Raw genomic sequence first — 15,067 nt, 5'->3', positions numbered from 1 at the left:
ATCAGTCGCTGGGTTCTGCCTCCTTCGCGGGGCGGGACCCGGTAGGAATTAGCCGTGACGCGCAGCCAACTCACCGACAGTCAGTGGAAGTTCATCGAGCCGTACCTGCCGATCGGCCGGTACGGTCCGTACCCCGAACGGCTGCGGGAGCAGTTCGAGGGAGTGGTCTGGCGGTTCCGGTCCAGTGCACAGTGGCGGGAGATGCCCGCTGAGTTCGGCCCCTGGGCCACCGTCTACGGACGCTTCCGCGTCTGGCGGGACGCCGGTGTTTTCTCCGCTCTGCTGGAAGGCCTGATCGCCGAGGCCGCCCGCGCGGGGATAACGGACTTGTCGCTGGTCAGCGTGGATTCCACCACTGCTCGCGCCCATCAGGACGCCGATGGGATGCGTGTCGGCAAGGACCTCATGGATGCCCTGGAAGAAGCCGCGCGTGAGCAGGAGGAGGCCCGACAAAAAGGGGCTGGCCGGAGGAACAGAACGGACAGGTCGAGCGTCGACGCGTCCGGCGCCGGCGCAAGCTCCGACCGAAGGAAGCCCTGCTCGGCAGGTCCCGCGGTGGACTTACCAGCAAGGTCCATCTCGCCGCGGACCGCAAATGCCGCCCGCTCGCTTTCGTCCTGACCGCGGGGCAGGCCGCAGACAGTCCGCAGTTCATCCCCGTGCTCAGGAAGGTTCGGGTCCGCCTGCCCGTCGGCCGCCCCCGTACCCGGCCCGGTGCGGTCGCCGCGGATAAGGCCTACTCGTCGCGCGGCAACCGCGCCTACCTGCGCAAACGAAACATCAAGGCAGTCATCCCGGAGAAGAAGGACCAGACCGCCAACCGCAAGAAAAAGGGCGCGAGAGGCGGCCGGCCCATCAGCCACGACGCCGATCTCTACAAGGAACGGAACACCGTCGAACGCCTGATCAACAAACTGAAGGCCTGGCGAGGGATCGCCACCCGCTACGACAAGGCGCCCGAGAGCTACCTCGCAGGCCTCCACCTCCGCGCCGCAATGATCTGGATCGACGACCTCCTGAAGGTCGCCGACTGATCACGACATCACACAGGCCCTAGAACGCGCCATTGGCGCACCTGCTCACACGGAGCGGAGTAGGGTCGCGCCACGGTCTCTCTTCGCCGGGTCTCACAGGGCAGGTCGACGCACTTGGTGTAGGCGCTAGCACCACCGCCCTCACCGTAGTAGCCGCCTCCACCCCCGCCACCACCCCACAGTTCGACGGTGATCCGGGTGACTCCCTGCGGCACCGTAAAGGTGCCGTTCGCGGTGAAGGTCTGGCTCCCGGCCGCCCACGCCGGGCTACGAGTCGCTGACCCACATGGTCAACCACTTCAAGGACCCCGACACCTTCGTGTGGCCGCTGAACTTCCCGACCGGCGACATCCGGCCCCCGCGGGCCCGAGACGCCTGAACCGGCACCGACTTCGACCCCGACCCGGAACGCGGCGAGGACGCCCCGGCCCCCGAGGTCCGGCCCACCCTCCGGCTCGCCGGCTGAACCGACTGCCGCACCTTGCGCACCATCACGGCGCCCCCCGATCGGGAGGGCGCCGTCGTCGTCCCCGGCCGGGACGGAGCAGCACACCGGTAGCACCGGCCTGCTACACGAGCAGCAGCCGTGTGCCGCCTGGCCCTATGCCGACCGATTCGCTCCGCTGACCCAGCTGTTCATGCGACGTTAGAAGTGCTCATCGCAGCCAGCGTTGTCAGTTCCCCTGCCACGGTGTCGGCGATCAGTTGGGAGTCACCAGGGCGGAGGTGGCTGACGACGGTGAGCGTGTAGGTCTCCGCGTTCTGGACGAGGTCGAGGTTGACGGTGCCGGGTGGAGGGAGGGGAGGCAGGGCTGTAATGCCGGTCAGGCGGCGGCCGTGCAGGTGGCTCGGGCCGCCTCGCCACTTGAACGCCGTGCACACTGCTGTGCTCACATCGGGCTGGATCAGACGCCTGGTCAGCGCTGTGGTCAGCCAGGGTGCCGTGCAGGAGATGCCTTCCAGGACGGGCAGGGCCGCGCGGTGGGCTTGGCATCGCCGGTTCGCGGCCGACAGCAGGTGCTGGCAGGTCCGCAGGCGGTCGGCCGGGGAATCGGTGTCGACGGGCAGCGGGACGCGGATGGCGGTGCTGAGGTTGCCGAGCGTCTGCGCCTCGGACGGGCTGCGCAGATCCACGGGCACTCTCGCGTACAGGGGCGCGGCTTCGCGGGACCGGGTGGAGAGGGTGTCGTAGCAGGCGGGGAGGGCACCGGCCAGGGCGCTGAGGAGGAGCTCGTTCAACGTCGCGCCCCGCCCGGTCGCGGGCTGTCGCCGTGCCGAGCGCATCACGGCGGGGTCGAGCCGGGCGGCGGTGACGGAGGGGTGGCATTCGCCAGGTGCCGGCGGCAGGGGCTGTCCCCGGCCGCTGCTGGCACGCCACTCCCCGAGCAGCTCGGCGACCGGGACGCGGGGCCGCGGCAGCATCGGGGCGGGTTTCGGTGCGCGGACGCGGAGGTCGGCCTCGTCCATGAGAAGGCGAAGGAGCATGGCGACGGAGACGCCGTCGAGAAGCGCGTGGTGGGCCAGCAGCACCAGGGACTGTTCGCCGGTCGGTGCGGGTTCGGCCACCAGCAGCTGCCACGGGGGCCGGTCGGCAGGAAGCCGCCGCACTGCCGCCGCGGCCAGGAGCGAGGGCACTTCCTGTGCGCAGGCGGTGACGTGGGCGGCCGGATCGAACGGCCCCGCGAACGCCCAGCGGTGGGCGGACAGTGCCGGCAGCCGGGAAGGCGGCTGCAGGATCTGGTGCATCCGCTCCAGCCCACCCCACCGCTCACCGACACGGGAGCGGAGTTCGGCCAGGTCGAACGGCTTGCCCGTGTACAGCGTGGCAGAGCCCATTGTTCCGGGCAGCCCCGGGCGCAGGAAGCTTGCGTCTTTCCCTGACAGCCGCATGCGGATCTCCCTGTGCTCCTGATAGGTACGGTCGTTGCTTTCGGTGCGGTCGGCGGGTCAGATGCGGGAGGAGTCGAAGACGAGGCAGGCGTTGTGGCCTCCGAAGGCGAAGCTGGTGCTGAGGGCCGGTCCGGCGGGCAGTTTGCGGGGCCGGTCGGTCACGAGGTCCACGTCGCACTGCGGATCGAGGCGCACGGTGTTCGCGGTCGGCGGCACGAGCTCCTCGTGCAGTGACAGGCAGGTGATCACGGCTTCCAGGGCTCCCGCCGCCCCGAGGGAGTGCCCGGTGACCGCCTTGCTGGCGGTCACCGGGACGGCGGCGGGGCCGAACAGGGCGCTGAGGGCGCGTGCTTCGGCCACGTCGTTCAATGCGGTGCCGGTGCCGTGCGCGTTGATGTGCGTGACGGCGTCGGCGGGGGTGCCGGCGTCGGCGAGCGCCTGTTCCATGCACGCTCGCGCGCCGGTGCCTTCGGGGTGAGGCGCCGTGAGGTGATGGGCGTCGGAGGTGCTGCCGTATCCGGTGAGGGTGGCGTAGATCCGGGCGCCGCGGTCGCGGGCGTCATCCAGCCGCTCCAGCACCAGGAAGGCTGCGGCCTCGGCGAGCAGGAATCCCTGCCGGTCCGTGTCGAAGGGCCTCAAAGCACGGGCAGGGTCGTCGCATTCGGTGATCATGGCACCGGATCGTCCGAAGGCGAGCGCGGTCGTCGCGGTCATCGGGCTTTCGTGGCCGCCTGCGATGACGACGTCGGCGCGCCCGGCCCGGATCATCAGCATCGCCTCGCCCACCGCATGGCTGCCGGAGGCGCAGGCCGTGGAGAGAGTCAGTGTGGGGCCGGTGGCGCCGTGCTTGGCGCTGATCCAGTGGGCGCCGGCGTTGGGCATCATCCGGGGTACGTACGTCGCGTCGGGCCTTCCGATCCCGGCCTCCTGGGCGATCACTCCGCCGTAGGCGGTGCCGGTGACGACCGCCCTGCGGCTTGCGGGGGCTTGAAGGCCTCCGGCATCCGCGACGGCGTCCGTGGCGGCGCACACCGCCATCTGCACGGACCGGTCCGTTCGCCGCGCTTCTTTGTAGGTGAGGTAGCCCTCCGATGTGAACTCGGGCATCGGGCATGCGGGGCGTACGACGGTGCCTTCGGCATCGAAGGCGTGCATCTGGGCCGGGCAGCGGGAGGCGAGCAGGTTCTCCCACAGTGCGCCGACACTCGTCCCTGCCGCGCAGCGGACACCGAGGCCCGTGACCGCGACGGCGCTCTGGTGAGTCATCCGGTGACCACTCCCGAGGCACGGGTGGTGCGCAGCTGCTCGATGAGCTCGGCCAGGTCGCCGACCGTGCGTACCGAGGCGGGATCGACGCCTCGGAACGACACGTTGAAGTGGTCCTCCACGGCAGCCTGAAGTTCGGTGATGTCCAAACTGTCGGCTCCGAGGTCGGCCACGAGCCGAGCTTGCGGCACGACGTCCTGCACCGGCACGGACAGGCAGTTCGCGCACAAGGCGCGCAGCTCATCCCAGTGGTCCAGGTGTGCTGTCTTCACGATGTCTTCCTTTGCTCTGGTGCCTCATCAGAGGCCTGGTCGGTGCGCACCGGCGTGGCCGGCGTAGTGGCCCGGCTCTGACATCCGCGCCAAGGTGTCGATCTCCTGGACGACGGCGTCGGCGAGCCGGTCGGCGCTGCCGGGATGCAGGTGGCACACGGCGGTCAGCGCGCACGCGCCCGGAGTCTGCATCAGCAGAAAGCTGGCACCGCCCGGCCGGGACAACGGGGGCAGGCCCGCCATGTGCCCTAGCTCCCGGCCTTGAAAGGTGGTCGAGCGGGCACGCCACTTCACGGTGGTCGTCACCGTCGCCATGTAGGACGGCCGGCCTCCTCTGCCGGTCAGCCGCGCGCCCGCCCACGGCGCCATCCGCCGAACGCTCTCCGCCAGGGGGAGCAGCACGGCGGCGTGAACGCCGGCTCGTTCGGGCACCGCTTGGAGCGCCCCCTGGCAGACCCGCAGGCGGGCCACCGGGTCGGCGAGGCCGAGGGGCAGCGCGACCCGAATGGCGGTGACGACGTTGCCCAGCTCGTCCTGGTTCTCCCGGGTACGCAGGTCGCACGGCACACACGCGTACACCGGCCGCGCGGACGGCCAGTCCTTCAAAGGGCCGAAATGGGTGCGCAGCGCTCCGGCCACCGCGCTGGTCAGCAGCTCGTTCGGGGTGGCGCCGCGAGTGCCCTTAGGGTGCCGGCCCGCGGCACGCAGCGTGGGAGCCGGCAGCAGGCGGACGGCGACCGACGGCTCCGCCTGGTCAGGCGAGGGCAGGGGGAGGATCTGCCCGGGTGAGGTCAGCGCCTTGAGCTCCCGGGCCACCGCAGCCAGCGGGATTCGAGGGGGCCGGGGCACGAGGCTGGTGGTCCGTACAGGGTCGGCACCGTCCATCAGCACGCGCAGCGCAACGGTGAGGGAGTGCCCGTCCATCAGCACGTGCTGGGCCACCAGCGCCAGCGCGAAGCCGCCTTTCGATCCGCCCGGAACGAGGAACAGCCGCCAGAGCGGCACCCCGCCGGGCAGCGGCCGGTTGACGAGGTGGGCCCACAGCTCGTGCAACTCACAGTCCGCGTCAAGAACGTGCTCATCAGGGTGGAACGGTCCCGGGACGGCCCAGTGCGCGCGGCGCCCGTCCTCGTCGGCGCCCGGCGGGAAGTGAAGCACCTGGTTCAACCGGGACAGGGCCGTCCAGCGTTCGGCGACCCGCTGCCGCACTTCCTCCAGCGAAGGCGGTTCCCCGGTGAAGACCGCCGCCAGCCCCGTGACACCGGAGCATCCGTTGCGCAGGAGCATCTCGTCGGCGAGGGACAGTCTCATGAGCGACACCGCCTGTCGGTCTTCCGTCGGTACACAGCCCCGATGCCGGGCGCCGGGGAGGCGGAACTCATGGCCTTCCACGCCGATCAGGCACGTCCATGGCACAGCGACCGGCCCGGTGTCCGAGACCGGTGACGGGCCGGTCACCAGGCCGGGCGCTGAACGCGGGCACCCCGTGCGCGAGCGATGCCAGTTCTCGCCCGAACGCGTCGGCCAGGTCCCGGGCGTGGCCCTCGGGGGTGTGGCCCGTCACGGTCAGCGTGAAGGCGCGCGCGTAGTCCGTGAGCGTCAGGCGGACCGTTCCGCGGGTCTGCAACGGCGCCAGGGGAATCACCCGCTCCAGCGCTGCGCCGTCCAGGGACCAGGGCCCGCGCGGCCAGCTGATGACGGTGCAGGCCACGGGCGCCCAGTTCGGCAGAGCGGCCGGAATGCTGACAAGGCGCAGCGCCCAGGGCCCGATGCGGGAGGCGGCGTTGACCAGGTCGAGCGTGGCGTGCGCCCGCTGCACGGGCCCGAGGCCGGCCAGCAGCTCACGGCAGGCTCGCAGCCGTTCTTGGGGGTCGTCGACCGCCACGGGCAGGGGAATGCGCACCACGGAGAGGAGGTTGCCGAGCTCTTCGCTCTGTTCAGGTGTGCGCAGGTCCACGGAGAACATGCCGTAGAGCGGGCGAGCCGCGCCGGGCCAGTGCTCCGGGGGGCCGTGGACGGCTCGCAGGGCGCCTGCGGACGCCGCGAGCAGCAGTTCGTTGAAGGTCGCGCCTAGCCCCGGCAAAGCCCGGCGGGCCGCTCGTACGGTGTCGGTGTCCAGGCCACTCCAGGCGAAGTCCCTCTCCGGGCGGGCCGGCCCGCACAGACGTGGCAGGGCACGCCCGCACCGCAGGGTGTCGAGCGGCCGGCCGGCACCCCGCGGCGCAGGTGCGGCCCGCACACCGCGGTGCGTGGTGCCGCCGCGCTCGCTGCCGCTGTCGAGGAGCCCGCTCAGCAGGCGTTCCAGGGACCGTGCGTCCATGAGGGCGTGGTGGGCGGTGAGGATGAGGGCGAAGCGCTCCTGCGACCCCTCTTGGCCGGGGCGGACCAGCAGCAGCCGCCAGGAGGGCCGCCCGCCGGGCACCGGCTGGGTGATCAGGCGGGCGAGCAGTCCCGTGAACGCCTCCTGCCCCATACCGTCACCGGGCACCGCCGCGCGGATCTCGGCGACATGAGCGCCAAGGTCGACGTCCTTACTGTGGTGCCAGCGGTGACGGCGCAGCCAGGAGGGTGGCCCGGGCGGTAGCAGGACGCGGCGCAGCTGCGGAATGCCGCCCCAGCGGTCGGCCACGCGAGCGCGCAGATCAGCAAGCGACGGCGGTGTCCCCGTGAACAGCAGGGCCATTCCGATGGGAGGTGAGGGACGCGCGCCAATTCCGGCGAGGAGTTCATCGACGGGCGACAGAAACACACTCTTGCCCGTCGTGTGAGCCGCGTTTCCCTCTCCGGGCCTCGGCGCGCTTTGGCCACTGCTCGGTGTCATGGTGCCGTCATCTCCGCACCGGAGGCGTACGAGCCATCGATGGCGGCGGCAACCTGACTCAGCGTCGTGTCCAAGGTGACCTGATCGTGGCTGAATGGCCGGCCGGTCCGCCTCTCCAGGGCGACGGCGAACTCGACCTGCGACAAGGAGTCCAGGTTCACGTCCTCCATCGTGGCCTCGGGCGTCAGATCACCCTCGAGGCACCCGAATTCGCCGACCAGAACTTCCACGACGATGCTGTATCCCGTGCCCACTGCAAACTCCTCGTGACGTCGCTCGAACCGGCTGCTGTCATCGGTGCGCGACTCCCGATTCTGGCAGGGAAAACCCCGCCTACCCGACCAAAAGCGGGCCTTTCACCCGTAAGAGGCTCCCACCGCGGCACAGCGCAAAGGGCCAGCCCCCGGGCACCCTGGCTCACCACTCCACAAGCAGCCTGGAGAGCCCGCGGGTGAACAGACCCTCCTTCCAGGCGACGGCCTGCGGCGGCCCGGCGGCCAGACGCAAGGACGGGAAGTGCCGCAGCAGTCGCGCCAGGACGATCTGCAGCTGGAGCCTGGCGAGCGGCGCGCCGGGACACCGGTGCGCGCCGTGACCGAACGTCAGGTGAGTGACGGAACGGCTCTGCGACGTGCCGCCCCGCGGCTCGGCGAAAACGCTCTCGTCCCGGTTGCCGTGCAGCAACGACACCACAACGGCCTCGCCCGCGGCGACCGTGACTCCGCCCAGCCGTACCGGTTGCGTTGCCACCCGGGTCAGACTCACCGGGGTGGAGGGCGTGAGCCGCAGCAGCTCCTCCACCGCCGCGGGCAGCAGCTCGGGCCGTCGGCGCAGCTGCCCGTACGCGAGCGGGTCGGACACCAAGGCGAGCGCCGCCAGACCGATCTGACCCGCGGTCGTCTCATATCCGGCCGTCAGCAACGTCAAGCCCATGGTGATCAGTTCGGCAGAAGACAGCCTGTCCTCGTCGTGTGCCTGGATCATCGCGGTGAGGAGGTCGTCGTCCGGTTCCTGGCGTCGGCGCTCGATAAGGCCCGCCATATAGCTCACCAGCCGGACGCGGTGCCGCGCCTTTTCCTGGCGTGTGCCGTGCGTGCAGTCGAACACCACTTCCACGTGGTCACGGAAGCAGTCGCTGTCCTGCGCGGGGATGCCCAGCAGCGAGCACAGCACGCCGCGTGCCAGCGGCAGGGCCAGACCTCCGCTCAGGTCCGCGGGTGGCCCAGCAGCGATCAGCCGGCCGATGTGCTCGTCGGCCAACCGCTCAATGGACGGGCCCAGGAGCGCTGCCCGGCGGCCGGTGAACGCGCCCGCCACCACGCGCCGCAGCCGCGCATGGTCGGGGCCGTCCATGCTCACCATCGACTGCGGGGCAGGCTGGACGTCGACCAGCTTCGGCGCCCGGGCCCCGGCGGCCGCGACCCGGCTGAATCTGTCGTCCGTCAGCACCAGGCGCCCGAGGGCGTGGTCACGTACGAGCCACACCTTGTCGCCGGTCGGTGCTGTCACACGAGCAACGGCTCCCGGGGCTTCTGTCAGGAACGCCGGCAAGGGCCCTAGCTGATTCACCTCGATGCGCAGGGGCGCAGACGCCGATTCCAACGATTCCATGGCCCTCCAACTCGATCAGACACGTCCACGGGACGTCGTCCGGGCCGATGGCCGAGATCGGTGACACATACGGGCGTCCCGCAGTTCGCAGGATACGCCGCGGCGCATTTTTTTCACCCGCCATGTGAATTGGCAGCGGGCCGCAGCAATGCGCCTGGAGCTGTATACCTGCTAGCGGCGACAGTAACAACCTTTGATCGTGCAACCGCCGTCGTGCGCACAGGTGTTAGTACTCACCGGAGACGGGTTGTTCGCTTCCAGAGGGCGTTAATGACATAGTGCGATTTTTCTTTCATCGGCTTTTCAGGACTATGTGCAACCACTCATCTGAGTGATTCCACCCTCTCTGGTGGCATCTACAGTGCAAGAGCAGAGCTCTCGGCACTCAGAACGAGGGGAGTGAGGGCGCGTATGAGTCGTGATCAATAGAGGTCTCGGGTGAGGCTCTTGAGCAGCTGGTCCTGCCTCGGCGTGACGCAGGCGAAGTTCGGCAGCCGCTGGTACGCGTCGTACTGCTTGCGCTCGACCTTCGTTACGCCCTCGCCCAGGCCCAGGCCCAGCAGCGTCTCGTCGACCACGGCCGCCAGCTCCGCCATGGCGTCGCTTCGCCGGCGCGGTGACGCCTCCCGCCCGCTACGGAGGCGCTGTCGCCGCGTTCCGCTGCCCTGGGGAGCGACCGACGTGACGGTCTCCAGCGCGATGTGCTCGCCCAGCATCGTGTAGCGCACCAGGTCGATGGACCGCCGGTGCTCGCGCACCGCGTGCAGGTCGTAGCGCGTGAAGCCGCCGGCCACGCGGATCAGCCGGGGCGCGCACCACAGAGCTCCGGCGGCAGCCGCAGCCCCGAGCCGCTCGCGGACCAGAGCCTCGAACTCCTCTCGGTGGTCCATCAGCCAGGCCACGTAGAACAGCCCCTGCGACAGCACACCCGGGTCGGTCCCCCGCTTGTACTCGACGATCACCGGTGAACCGTTCTCGTCCAGCCCGAGTGAGTCGATGCGCCCGCCGTGAACGGGACCGGTGCTGCACTCGCTGGCCAGGAAGCGGACCCCGAGCATGGACTCATCGCGCTCTCGACGAGCGCTTGCACATCGGCCTCAGCCTCAGCCAGCCACGGCGTGACCTCGGTCACGCCGTTCGTCGTGTCGAACAGCTTCAACGCACAACGCGATCACGCTCCTCGGCCGAAAGGCGGGCCAGCAGGGCCACGACCCTGCCTAGCTCTTCCTCACCCGACGTCACCGATCACCAGCCAGGTCGAGATCATGCTCGGGTGCCTCGACAGGAGTCTGCGCCGGCCTCGACCGGCGCCACGGATGAGCGATCGGCTGAGACACACCACGCCACCAAGCATCCGCGGGCAGCTTCCCCGCCGGCTCGAACGGCTCACCAGGACGCGGGAACGCCACCGCCTGCCCCGCTTCCTCCGCCGCGTCCTTCGTCCACTCGCCCGGCTCCGCCCACGCATGCGGGGCCAGGTTGAAGGTCGCCCAGTGGATCGGCAGCATCACCCCGCCCGGACCACCTCCCTGCAGGTCAAGGTGCGCCTGCACCCCCTTCGCGGGCGACATGTGATTGTCTGGCCACGCACCCGGCAGCGGCGCATAGTCCGTGTGGTTCTTGGGCCAGAATTCGCTGTACGCGCCGATCTGGATCATTGTCGCGTCGAACGGCCCGTGGGCGGCGCCGATGTCCTTGAAGCCGTCGAAGTAGCCGGTGTCGCCGCTGTGATAGATCCGGTACCGCTCCCCCGCGACGACCCAGGACGCCCACAGCGTGTGCTGTGGGTTGCGCAGGCCGCGGCCGCAGAAGTGGCGGGCCGGGGTCGCGGTCAGGGTGAGGGGGCCGACCTTCGTCTCCTCGTGCCAGTCCAGTTCGCGCAGCCGGCTTTCCGCGACGCCCCAGTGCTCCAGATGGGCGCCGACGCCGAGCGGCACGGCGAACAGGGTGTCCGTGCCGGCCAGTGCCTTGATCGTTGGCATGTCGAGGTGGTCGTAGTGGTCGTGCGAGATGACGACGACGTCGACCGGGCCGAGCGCGGCCAGCGGCGGGGGCACCGGATGCAGCCGCTTGGGGCCGGCGAAGGGGAATGGCGAGCAGCGCTCACCCCACACCGGGTCGAACAGCACCCGCTCCCCGTCGATCTCGGCGAGCACACTGGAGTGCCCCATCCAGGTCAGCCGCAGCCCGGTGACCGGCGGCCGGGCGAGGTCGGCGAGCGTGGTGGCGTGCACCGGAACCGTGCCGGTCGGGGAGCGCCGGAGGCGGGCCTCCTTGTCGAAGTACACCTTCGCGAGGTCCAGCGCGGAGCCGGACGGGCGGGTGCGGGCGGCGCCGCCGGGGTTCACGAACACGCCGTCCTTGAAGTGCGGTGAGCGGCGGATGCGCGCAAGTCGCGCCCCGGCCGGGTCGGCGCCGAAGGCCGCCGGCCGCAGCGCGCGCAGCCCGTTGCTCGTGGGACGGCAGCCGGTCACGGCACCTCCAGGGGAAGTCGGGGCGTTCCATTATGGTCCGCCCCGCCGCGCCGGCCCGGCCGGATCGCCGGATCGCCGGATCGCCGGATGGCTGCCCCGGGGGCCGGGGGCCCCGGGGGTCGGGGCCCGAGGGGCTCGTAGGTCTCAAGCTGCCGTCAGTTCCTCCAGGGCCGCGCTCGCGCGGGCCGTGACCTCCTCGACGGGGCCGTCGGCGGGGACTTGGACGACGATGTCCGCGTAGTGCGCGAGGAGCGGCACGTCTGTTCACGGTAGACGCGCAGCCGGTGGCGTACGACCTCCTCGGTGTCGTCGGGGCGTTCGTGCTCGCGGCCACTTCCTGTCGGAGACCGCTGCCCTCAAGTGCGTCTACATGGCGCTGATGAGCCTCGACCCGACCGGCAAGGGCCGCAAGAGGTGGACCATGCGCTGGAAGGCACCCCTGAACGCCTTCCAGATCGCCTTCGAAGGCTGGCTCCCCCCGGCCAACAACTGAACCTCAACAACTAAGATCAGCCGTTAAATTGACACACCCGGCAACCTCTGCGGCGTCCTGCTATTGCAGCCGGGGAAGGCGGGGCATGACGCATTCGCCACGCATTCTCGTGCCTTTCCCACGCAGGCATCGGGTCAAGCCGGCCACGGCAAGTCCTGGAGGAGGGGGGCGGTAGTTGCGGCGAAGTCAATTCGCGCCTGCGCGCAGCCTCCAGCGCTTACTACTCTACGAAAATGGTAAGCTGCATTGAGTTACGAATCTCGCGCTCCGGGGTCGTCCTCGTTCGATCCTGTTCGTGCCCGATCCGACCCGGATGGTCTTTATCCCAAGGATGCAGGTCATGAGGATGCATATTTGTGGACGCGGTTTTGGCGTTGCAGCAGGAGAACTCAGGCTTTCCAGCCACCATCGGGTTGGTGGCTGTCTTTCCAGGCCCTGCGCCGACACCTGAGCAGTTGAATGATCGAGTGCGGCAGCGCCTCGGGCCGGTCACGCGGCTGCGCCTACGGATGGAGACCGACGCCAGGGGGAGGCTGCGGCGACCGTACGTATGGCGTCTTGCGGATGAGCTGGACGTTGCCTGCCATGTGGCGCACGATCGCCTGCGAAGTGGTCAGTGCTTGGAGGACTTGGCGGCCGATCTGATCGGCCGCAGTATGCCGCGCGTGGCTGGGGGGCCTTTGTGGGATCTTCGAGTCGTGCATGACGCCGCTCCAGGGCACTTCGCGTTGGTGCTCCGCGCGCATCACGCTCTGTTGGATGGTGCCTCGATGCTCACTGTTATGCGTCTGCTGGGTGATGACAAAGCGGGATCAGTGTCACCCGTGCCACGAGAGCTTGAAGCTGTACCGGCAGCCACAGGCGGCGTCCGGGAGATGGCACAGGCGCTGCGAGGTTTGGGGCGTCGCCCGGGACGTTACCAGTGCAGCGAGTCGGTGGCGGTCTCAGGTCGCACGGTGGCGTGGAGCAGCTTTCCTGCTGACGTCATGGACGCGGCCAGGAAGGCGCTCCCGGAAGGGCGTACTTCGCCCAACAACGTCTTCCTTGCCGCCTTTACCTCGGCGGTGCACGCCTGCCCGGGCCTCCTGGGAAGGGGACCGCGGCTGGACCGTGTATGTGCGGCGGTACCGGTGGATCTGCGCGGTCCGGAGTTTCGTCATGCGCTGGGCAATTTCTTGTCGGGTGTGCGGGTGCGGTTGCCGCTGGAGATGGCTGATCCGATGATGCGGCTGCGCGAGGTGGGGCGCCAGATGGATGACAACAAGCGACTGCGCAGCGCGCATGGTCTGGCACGGTTCGTGGACTACCTAGCTGGCCTTGGCGGGGTCGGGGTGCGATTTGTTGCTCGTCAGATGGGCATCGGCTCACTGGCTACCTTCTCCTGTAGCTTTCCCGGTACGGCGAAGGCACCGAGGATTTGATGGTCAATGGCCACAGCGCCGCGTCTCTCCTTGGCGTCCCTAACCTTTCTGCGGGCATGAGTATCAGTGCGGTGCTTGTGCAGTTCGGGGGGCAGTTTTCCCTGTGCCTCGCCGTGGATGACGCGCACAGCGCCTATGCCCGCCCACTTGCAACCGCTTTCGTGGCTGAGATGCGCGCATTGGCCATGACTGGCTCACACCGCTCGGCCGGGCCCGCCACACAGCGTCATGCGAGACAGAGCCGCTCGCGGGGCTCTTCTCGTCCTGGCTGATCCGGGGTAGGAGCGCAGGGCGGGCGTTCCGTCACCGGCCAGACACCGGTGACCCGTCCCGCGACTGATCACTCTATCGACCACCGCGGCCCGGTCTCCTGGCTACAGCTCGTGGGTGCGCTGGATGATCCGCTGTTCCAGCTCCTTGTACTGGGCGGGTGTGCAGTCCCGCTCGATGACGACGGCCGCTGCGATCGCGCGGCCGCCGGCCCGCCAGGCAGCGCTCATCTGCGCCAGGAGGTCCAGGGTGGGCACCAGGACCAGTACCCGGCGTGCATGGAGGCGCTGGGCGGATGCCACGGTTTCTGGTCTCGTTCTCTCGCTTCATTGACGGCTGGTGGAAGTCGCCTCCCGTGGATGAGGAGGGAGGCTAGGTGTGACGGCCGACACCTGGGAGTGGCTGCAACAACAAGCCCACTACCAGACCCGGCGAATCGCCTACATGGGCGCCGGGCTCGCCGGGCTCGGTCTCTTCGGGGCCGGCGACATGACGGCGGACATGTTCAATCAGCAGCCGTGGCTTCGACTCGCCTTCCTGGTGCTGGCCCTGGCCACCGCGGCGAGCCTGGGCCTGGCGTGGGAACCCTGCCAACGGACCATCGCCGAGGTACAGCGACCACGGCCCGGCTGTAGTTGTAGGCCGTATCGACCGCGGTAACGCCGACTTCTAGTGCGCGTTCGAGGACAGGGCGGCTGGGACCAGCCCGGTACAGCCCGAGCGCAATTCGTCGGTCAGCTCCGCGCACAGCCCCTCCCGGAGCAGGATGTCGGCAAGTTCGCCGGCGTCGATGCCGGTCTCGATGGCCGCCTGCTCGATGTCCACCGGCGCGCCGGAGAGGAACAGGCGCAGCGCGGGCAGGGCTTAGCCGTGGAAGGTGAGACGCTTGCCCGCTGCCGTGACGGTCACATGGCCGCCGGCTCAAGGATCGGCGGGAACTCCGTCACGCACACCACAGCGGCCGGCGGCCCGAACAGGCCGGCGGTCTGCACGTGCCGGGCGGCTGGGCATTCCTGCTCCCGGGCCGCGAGGAACGCGGCGGCCCCGAATCGGTCGGTCAGGCGGGCGGTCGCCGAGGCGAGCGCGGCGATCTGCTCGGCCTGCGCTTCGGCTGTGCCCCAGCGGTCCAGGTCGGTGCGGAAAACCTCTTCGCGGCGGCACTGGTCTGTCAGCCATGCCAGCCAGTTCACCCCCGTGCGCTTCACGAAGCCGAACGTCACGTGCAGACTGTATCCGTCCGCCCGGTCCGTGCGAGTGGCCTGGTGCCAGTGGCCTCGGGGGATGTGCATGACGTCCCCGGCCCGAAGGGTGCCCTTCCAGATCACCTCATCGGGCGGCGTGTTGTTGGGTTCGGCGTCCCGGTACATCGGTACCGGCTGCGACGTTCCTCGCACCTCCCAGGACTTCTCGCCGGCCACCTGAACGATCACCACGTCGTGGTCGTCCCAGTGCAGCGCGAAGCCGGCAGCGTCCTGGGTCGTCAGATACGCGTTCACCTGGACGAGCTCGTGGGAC

The 15,067-nt window shown here is 69.6% G+C and carries 13 protein-coding genes and 3 pseudogenes; 4 read left to right on the top strand and 12 right to left on the bottom strand.

Going from position 1 to position 15,067, the window contains the following annotated elements:
• The first annotated feature begins 54 nt into the window (after positions 1-54).
• Positions 55-1,034, top strand: a pseudogene (locus J7E93_RS23965) (IS5 family transposase).
• 636 nt (positions 1,035-1,670) lie between these two features.
• Here J7E93_RS23965 and J7E93_RS23955 read toward each other — a convergent pair.
• From J7E93_RS23955 to J7E93_RS23915, 9 genes and pseudogenes are all read right to left on the bottom strand, one after another.
• On the bottom strand, positions 1,671-2,924 hold the full coding sequence (locus tag J7E93_RS23955; RefSeq protein ID WP_215072002.1) for a wax ester/triacylglycerol synthase domain-containing protein: 1,254 nt from the start codon (positions 2,922-2,924) through the stop codon (positions 1,671-1,673).
• A gap of 57 nt (positions 2,925-2,981) precedes the next feature.
• A complete protein-coding gene (locus J7E93_RS23950; protein WP_215072001.1) occupies positions 2,982-4,190 on the bottom strand; it encodes a beta-ketoacyl synthase in 1,209 nt (402 codons plus the stop codon).
• Entirely contained in the window at positions 4,187-4,462 is a 276-nt protein-coding gene (locus J7E93_RS23945) for an acyl carrier protein (RefSeq protein ID WP_215072000.1), read from the bottom strand. Before J7E93_RS23945 ends, J7E93_RS23950 begins: the two co-directional genes overlap by 4 nt.
• 27 nt (positions 4,463-4,489) lie before the next feature.
• Positions 4,490-5,773 carry a wax ester/triacylglycerol synthase family O-acyltransferase gene (locus J7E93_RS23940; protein WP_215071999.1) on the bottom strand — a complete coding sequence of 428 codons (1,284 nt, stop codon included), beginning with the start codon at positions 5,771-5,773 and terminating at the stop codon, positions 4,490-4,492.
• 67 nt (positions 5,774-5,840) lie between these two features.
• Entirely contained in the window at positions 5,841-7,145 is a 1,305-nt protein-coding gene (locus J7E93_RS23935; RefSeq protein ID WP_215071998.1) for a wax ester/triacylglycerol synthase domain-containing protein, read from the bottom strand.
• Between the two features lie 134 nt (positions 7,146-7,279).
• On the bottom strand, positions 7,280-7,537 hold the full coding sequence (locus J7E93_RS23930) for an acyl carrier protein (RefSeq protein WP_215071997.1): 258 nt from the start codon (positions 7,535-7,537) through the stop codon (positions 7,280-7,282).
• A gap of 163 nt (positions 7,538-7,700) precedes the next feature.
• A complete protein-coding gene (locus J7E93_RS23925; protein WP_308368764.1) occupies positions 7,701-8,792 on the bottom strand; it encodes a cytochrome P450 in 1,092 nt (363 codons plus the stop codon).
• Positions 8,793-9,355: 563 nt separating this feature from the next.
• Positions 9,356-10,053 (bottom strand): annotated as a pseudogene (locus J7E93_RS23920) (transporter); the annotation flags it as partial.
• Between the two features lie 79 nt (positions 10,054-10,132).
• Entirely contained in the window at positions 10,133-11,368 is a 1,236-nt protein-coding gene (locus J7E93_RS23915) for an MBL fold metallo-hydrolase (RefSeq protein ID WP_215071994.1), read from the bottom strand.
• A 301-nt stretch (positions 11,369-11,669) separates the two neighbouring features.
• Between J7E93_RS23915 and J7E93_RS23910 the strand changes: the two are divergent.
• Both J7E93_RS23910 and J7E93_RS23905 read left to right on the top strand, forming a co-directional pair.
• Positions 11,670-11,861 (top strand): annotated as a pseudogene (locus J7E93_RS23910) (IS256 family transposase); the annotation flags it as partial.
• A gap of 356 nt (positions 11,862-12,217) precedes the next feature.
• A complete protein-coding gene (locus tag J7E93_RS23905; RefSeq protein ID WP_215071993.1) occupies positions 12,218-13,282 on the top strand; it encodes a wax ester/triacylglycerol synthase domain-containing protein in 1,065 nt (354 codons plus the stop codon).
• A gap of 374 nt (positions 13,283-13,656) precedes the next feature.
• Here J7E93_RS23905 and J7E93_RS23900 read toward each other — a convergent pair whose 3' ends face one another.
• Positions 13,657-13,854: a hypothetical protein gene (locus J7E93_RS23900; protein ID WP_215071992.1), complete on the bottom strand. Its 198-nt coding sequence runs from the start codon at positions 13,852-13,854 to the stop codon at positions 13,657-13,659.
• A gap of 76 nt (positions 13,855-13,930) precedes the next feature.
• On the opposite strand from J7E93_RS23900, the gene J7E93_RS23895 reads away from it, so the two are divergent.
• The gene (locus J7E93_RS23895) at positions 13,931-14,212 is read left to right on the top strand and encodes a hypothetical protein (RefSeq protein ID WP_215071991.1); all 282 of its coding nucleotides are present in this window, start codon (positions 13,931-13,933) and stop codon (positions 14,210-14,212) included.
• Positions 14,213-14,221: 9 nt separating this feature from the next.
• Here the strand turns inward: J7E93_RS23895 and J7E93_RS37340 are convergent, their stop codons facing one another.
• Both J7E93_RS37340 and J7E93_RS37335 read right to left on the bottom strand, forming a co-directional pair.
• The gene (locus J7E93_RS37340) at positions 14,222-14,377 is read right to left on the bottom strand and encodes a hypothetical protein (protein ID WP_251066993.1); all 156 of its coding nucleotides are present in this window, start codon (positions 14,375-14,377) and stop codon (positions 14,222-14,224) included.
• Between the two features lie 80 nt (positions 14,378-14,457).
• On the bottom strand, positions 14,458-15,048 hold the full coding sequence (locus J7E93_RS37335) for a JmjC domain-containing protein (protein ID WP_308368763.1): 591 nt from the start codon (positions 15,046-15,048) through the stop codon (positions 14,458-14,460).
• Positions 15,049-15,067 lie beyond the last annotated feature (19 nt).

The sequence above is a fragment of the Streptomyces sp. ISL-36 genome (assembly GCF_018614205.1).
Classification (GTDB): Bacteria; Actinomycetota; Actinomycetes; order Streptomycetales; family Streptomycetaceae; genus Streptomyces.
The sequence above is the reverse complement of the archived record's forward strand: the minus strand, read 5'-3'. Positions and strand labels throughout refer to the sequence as shown.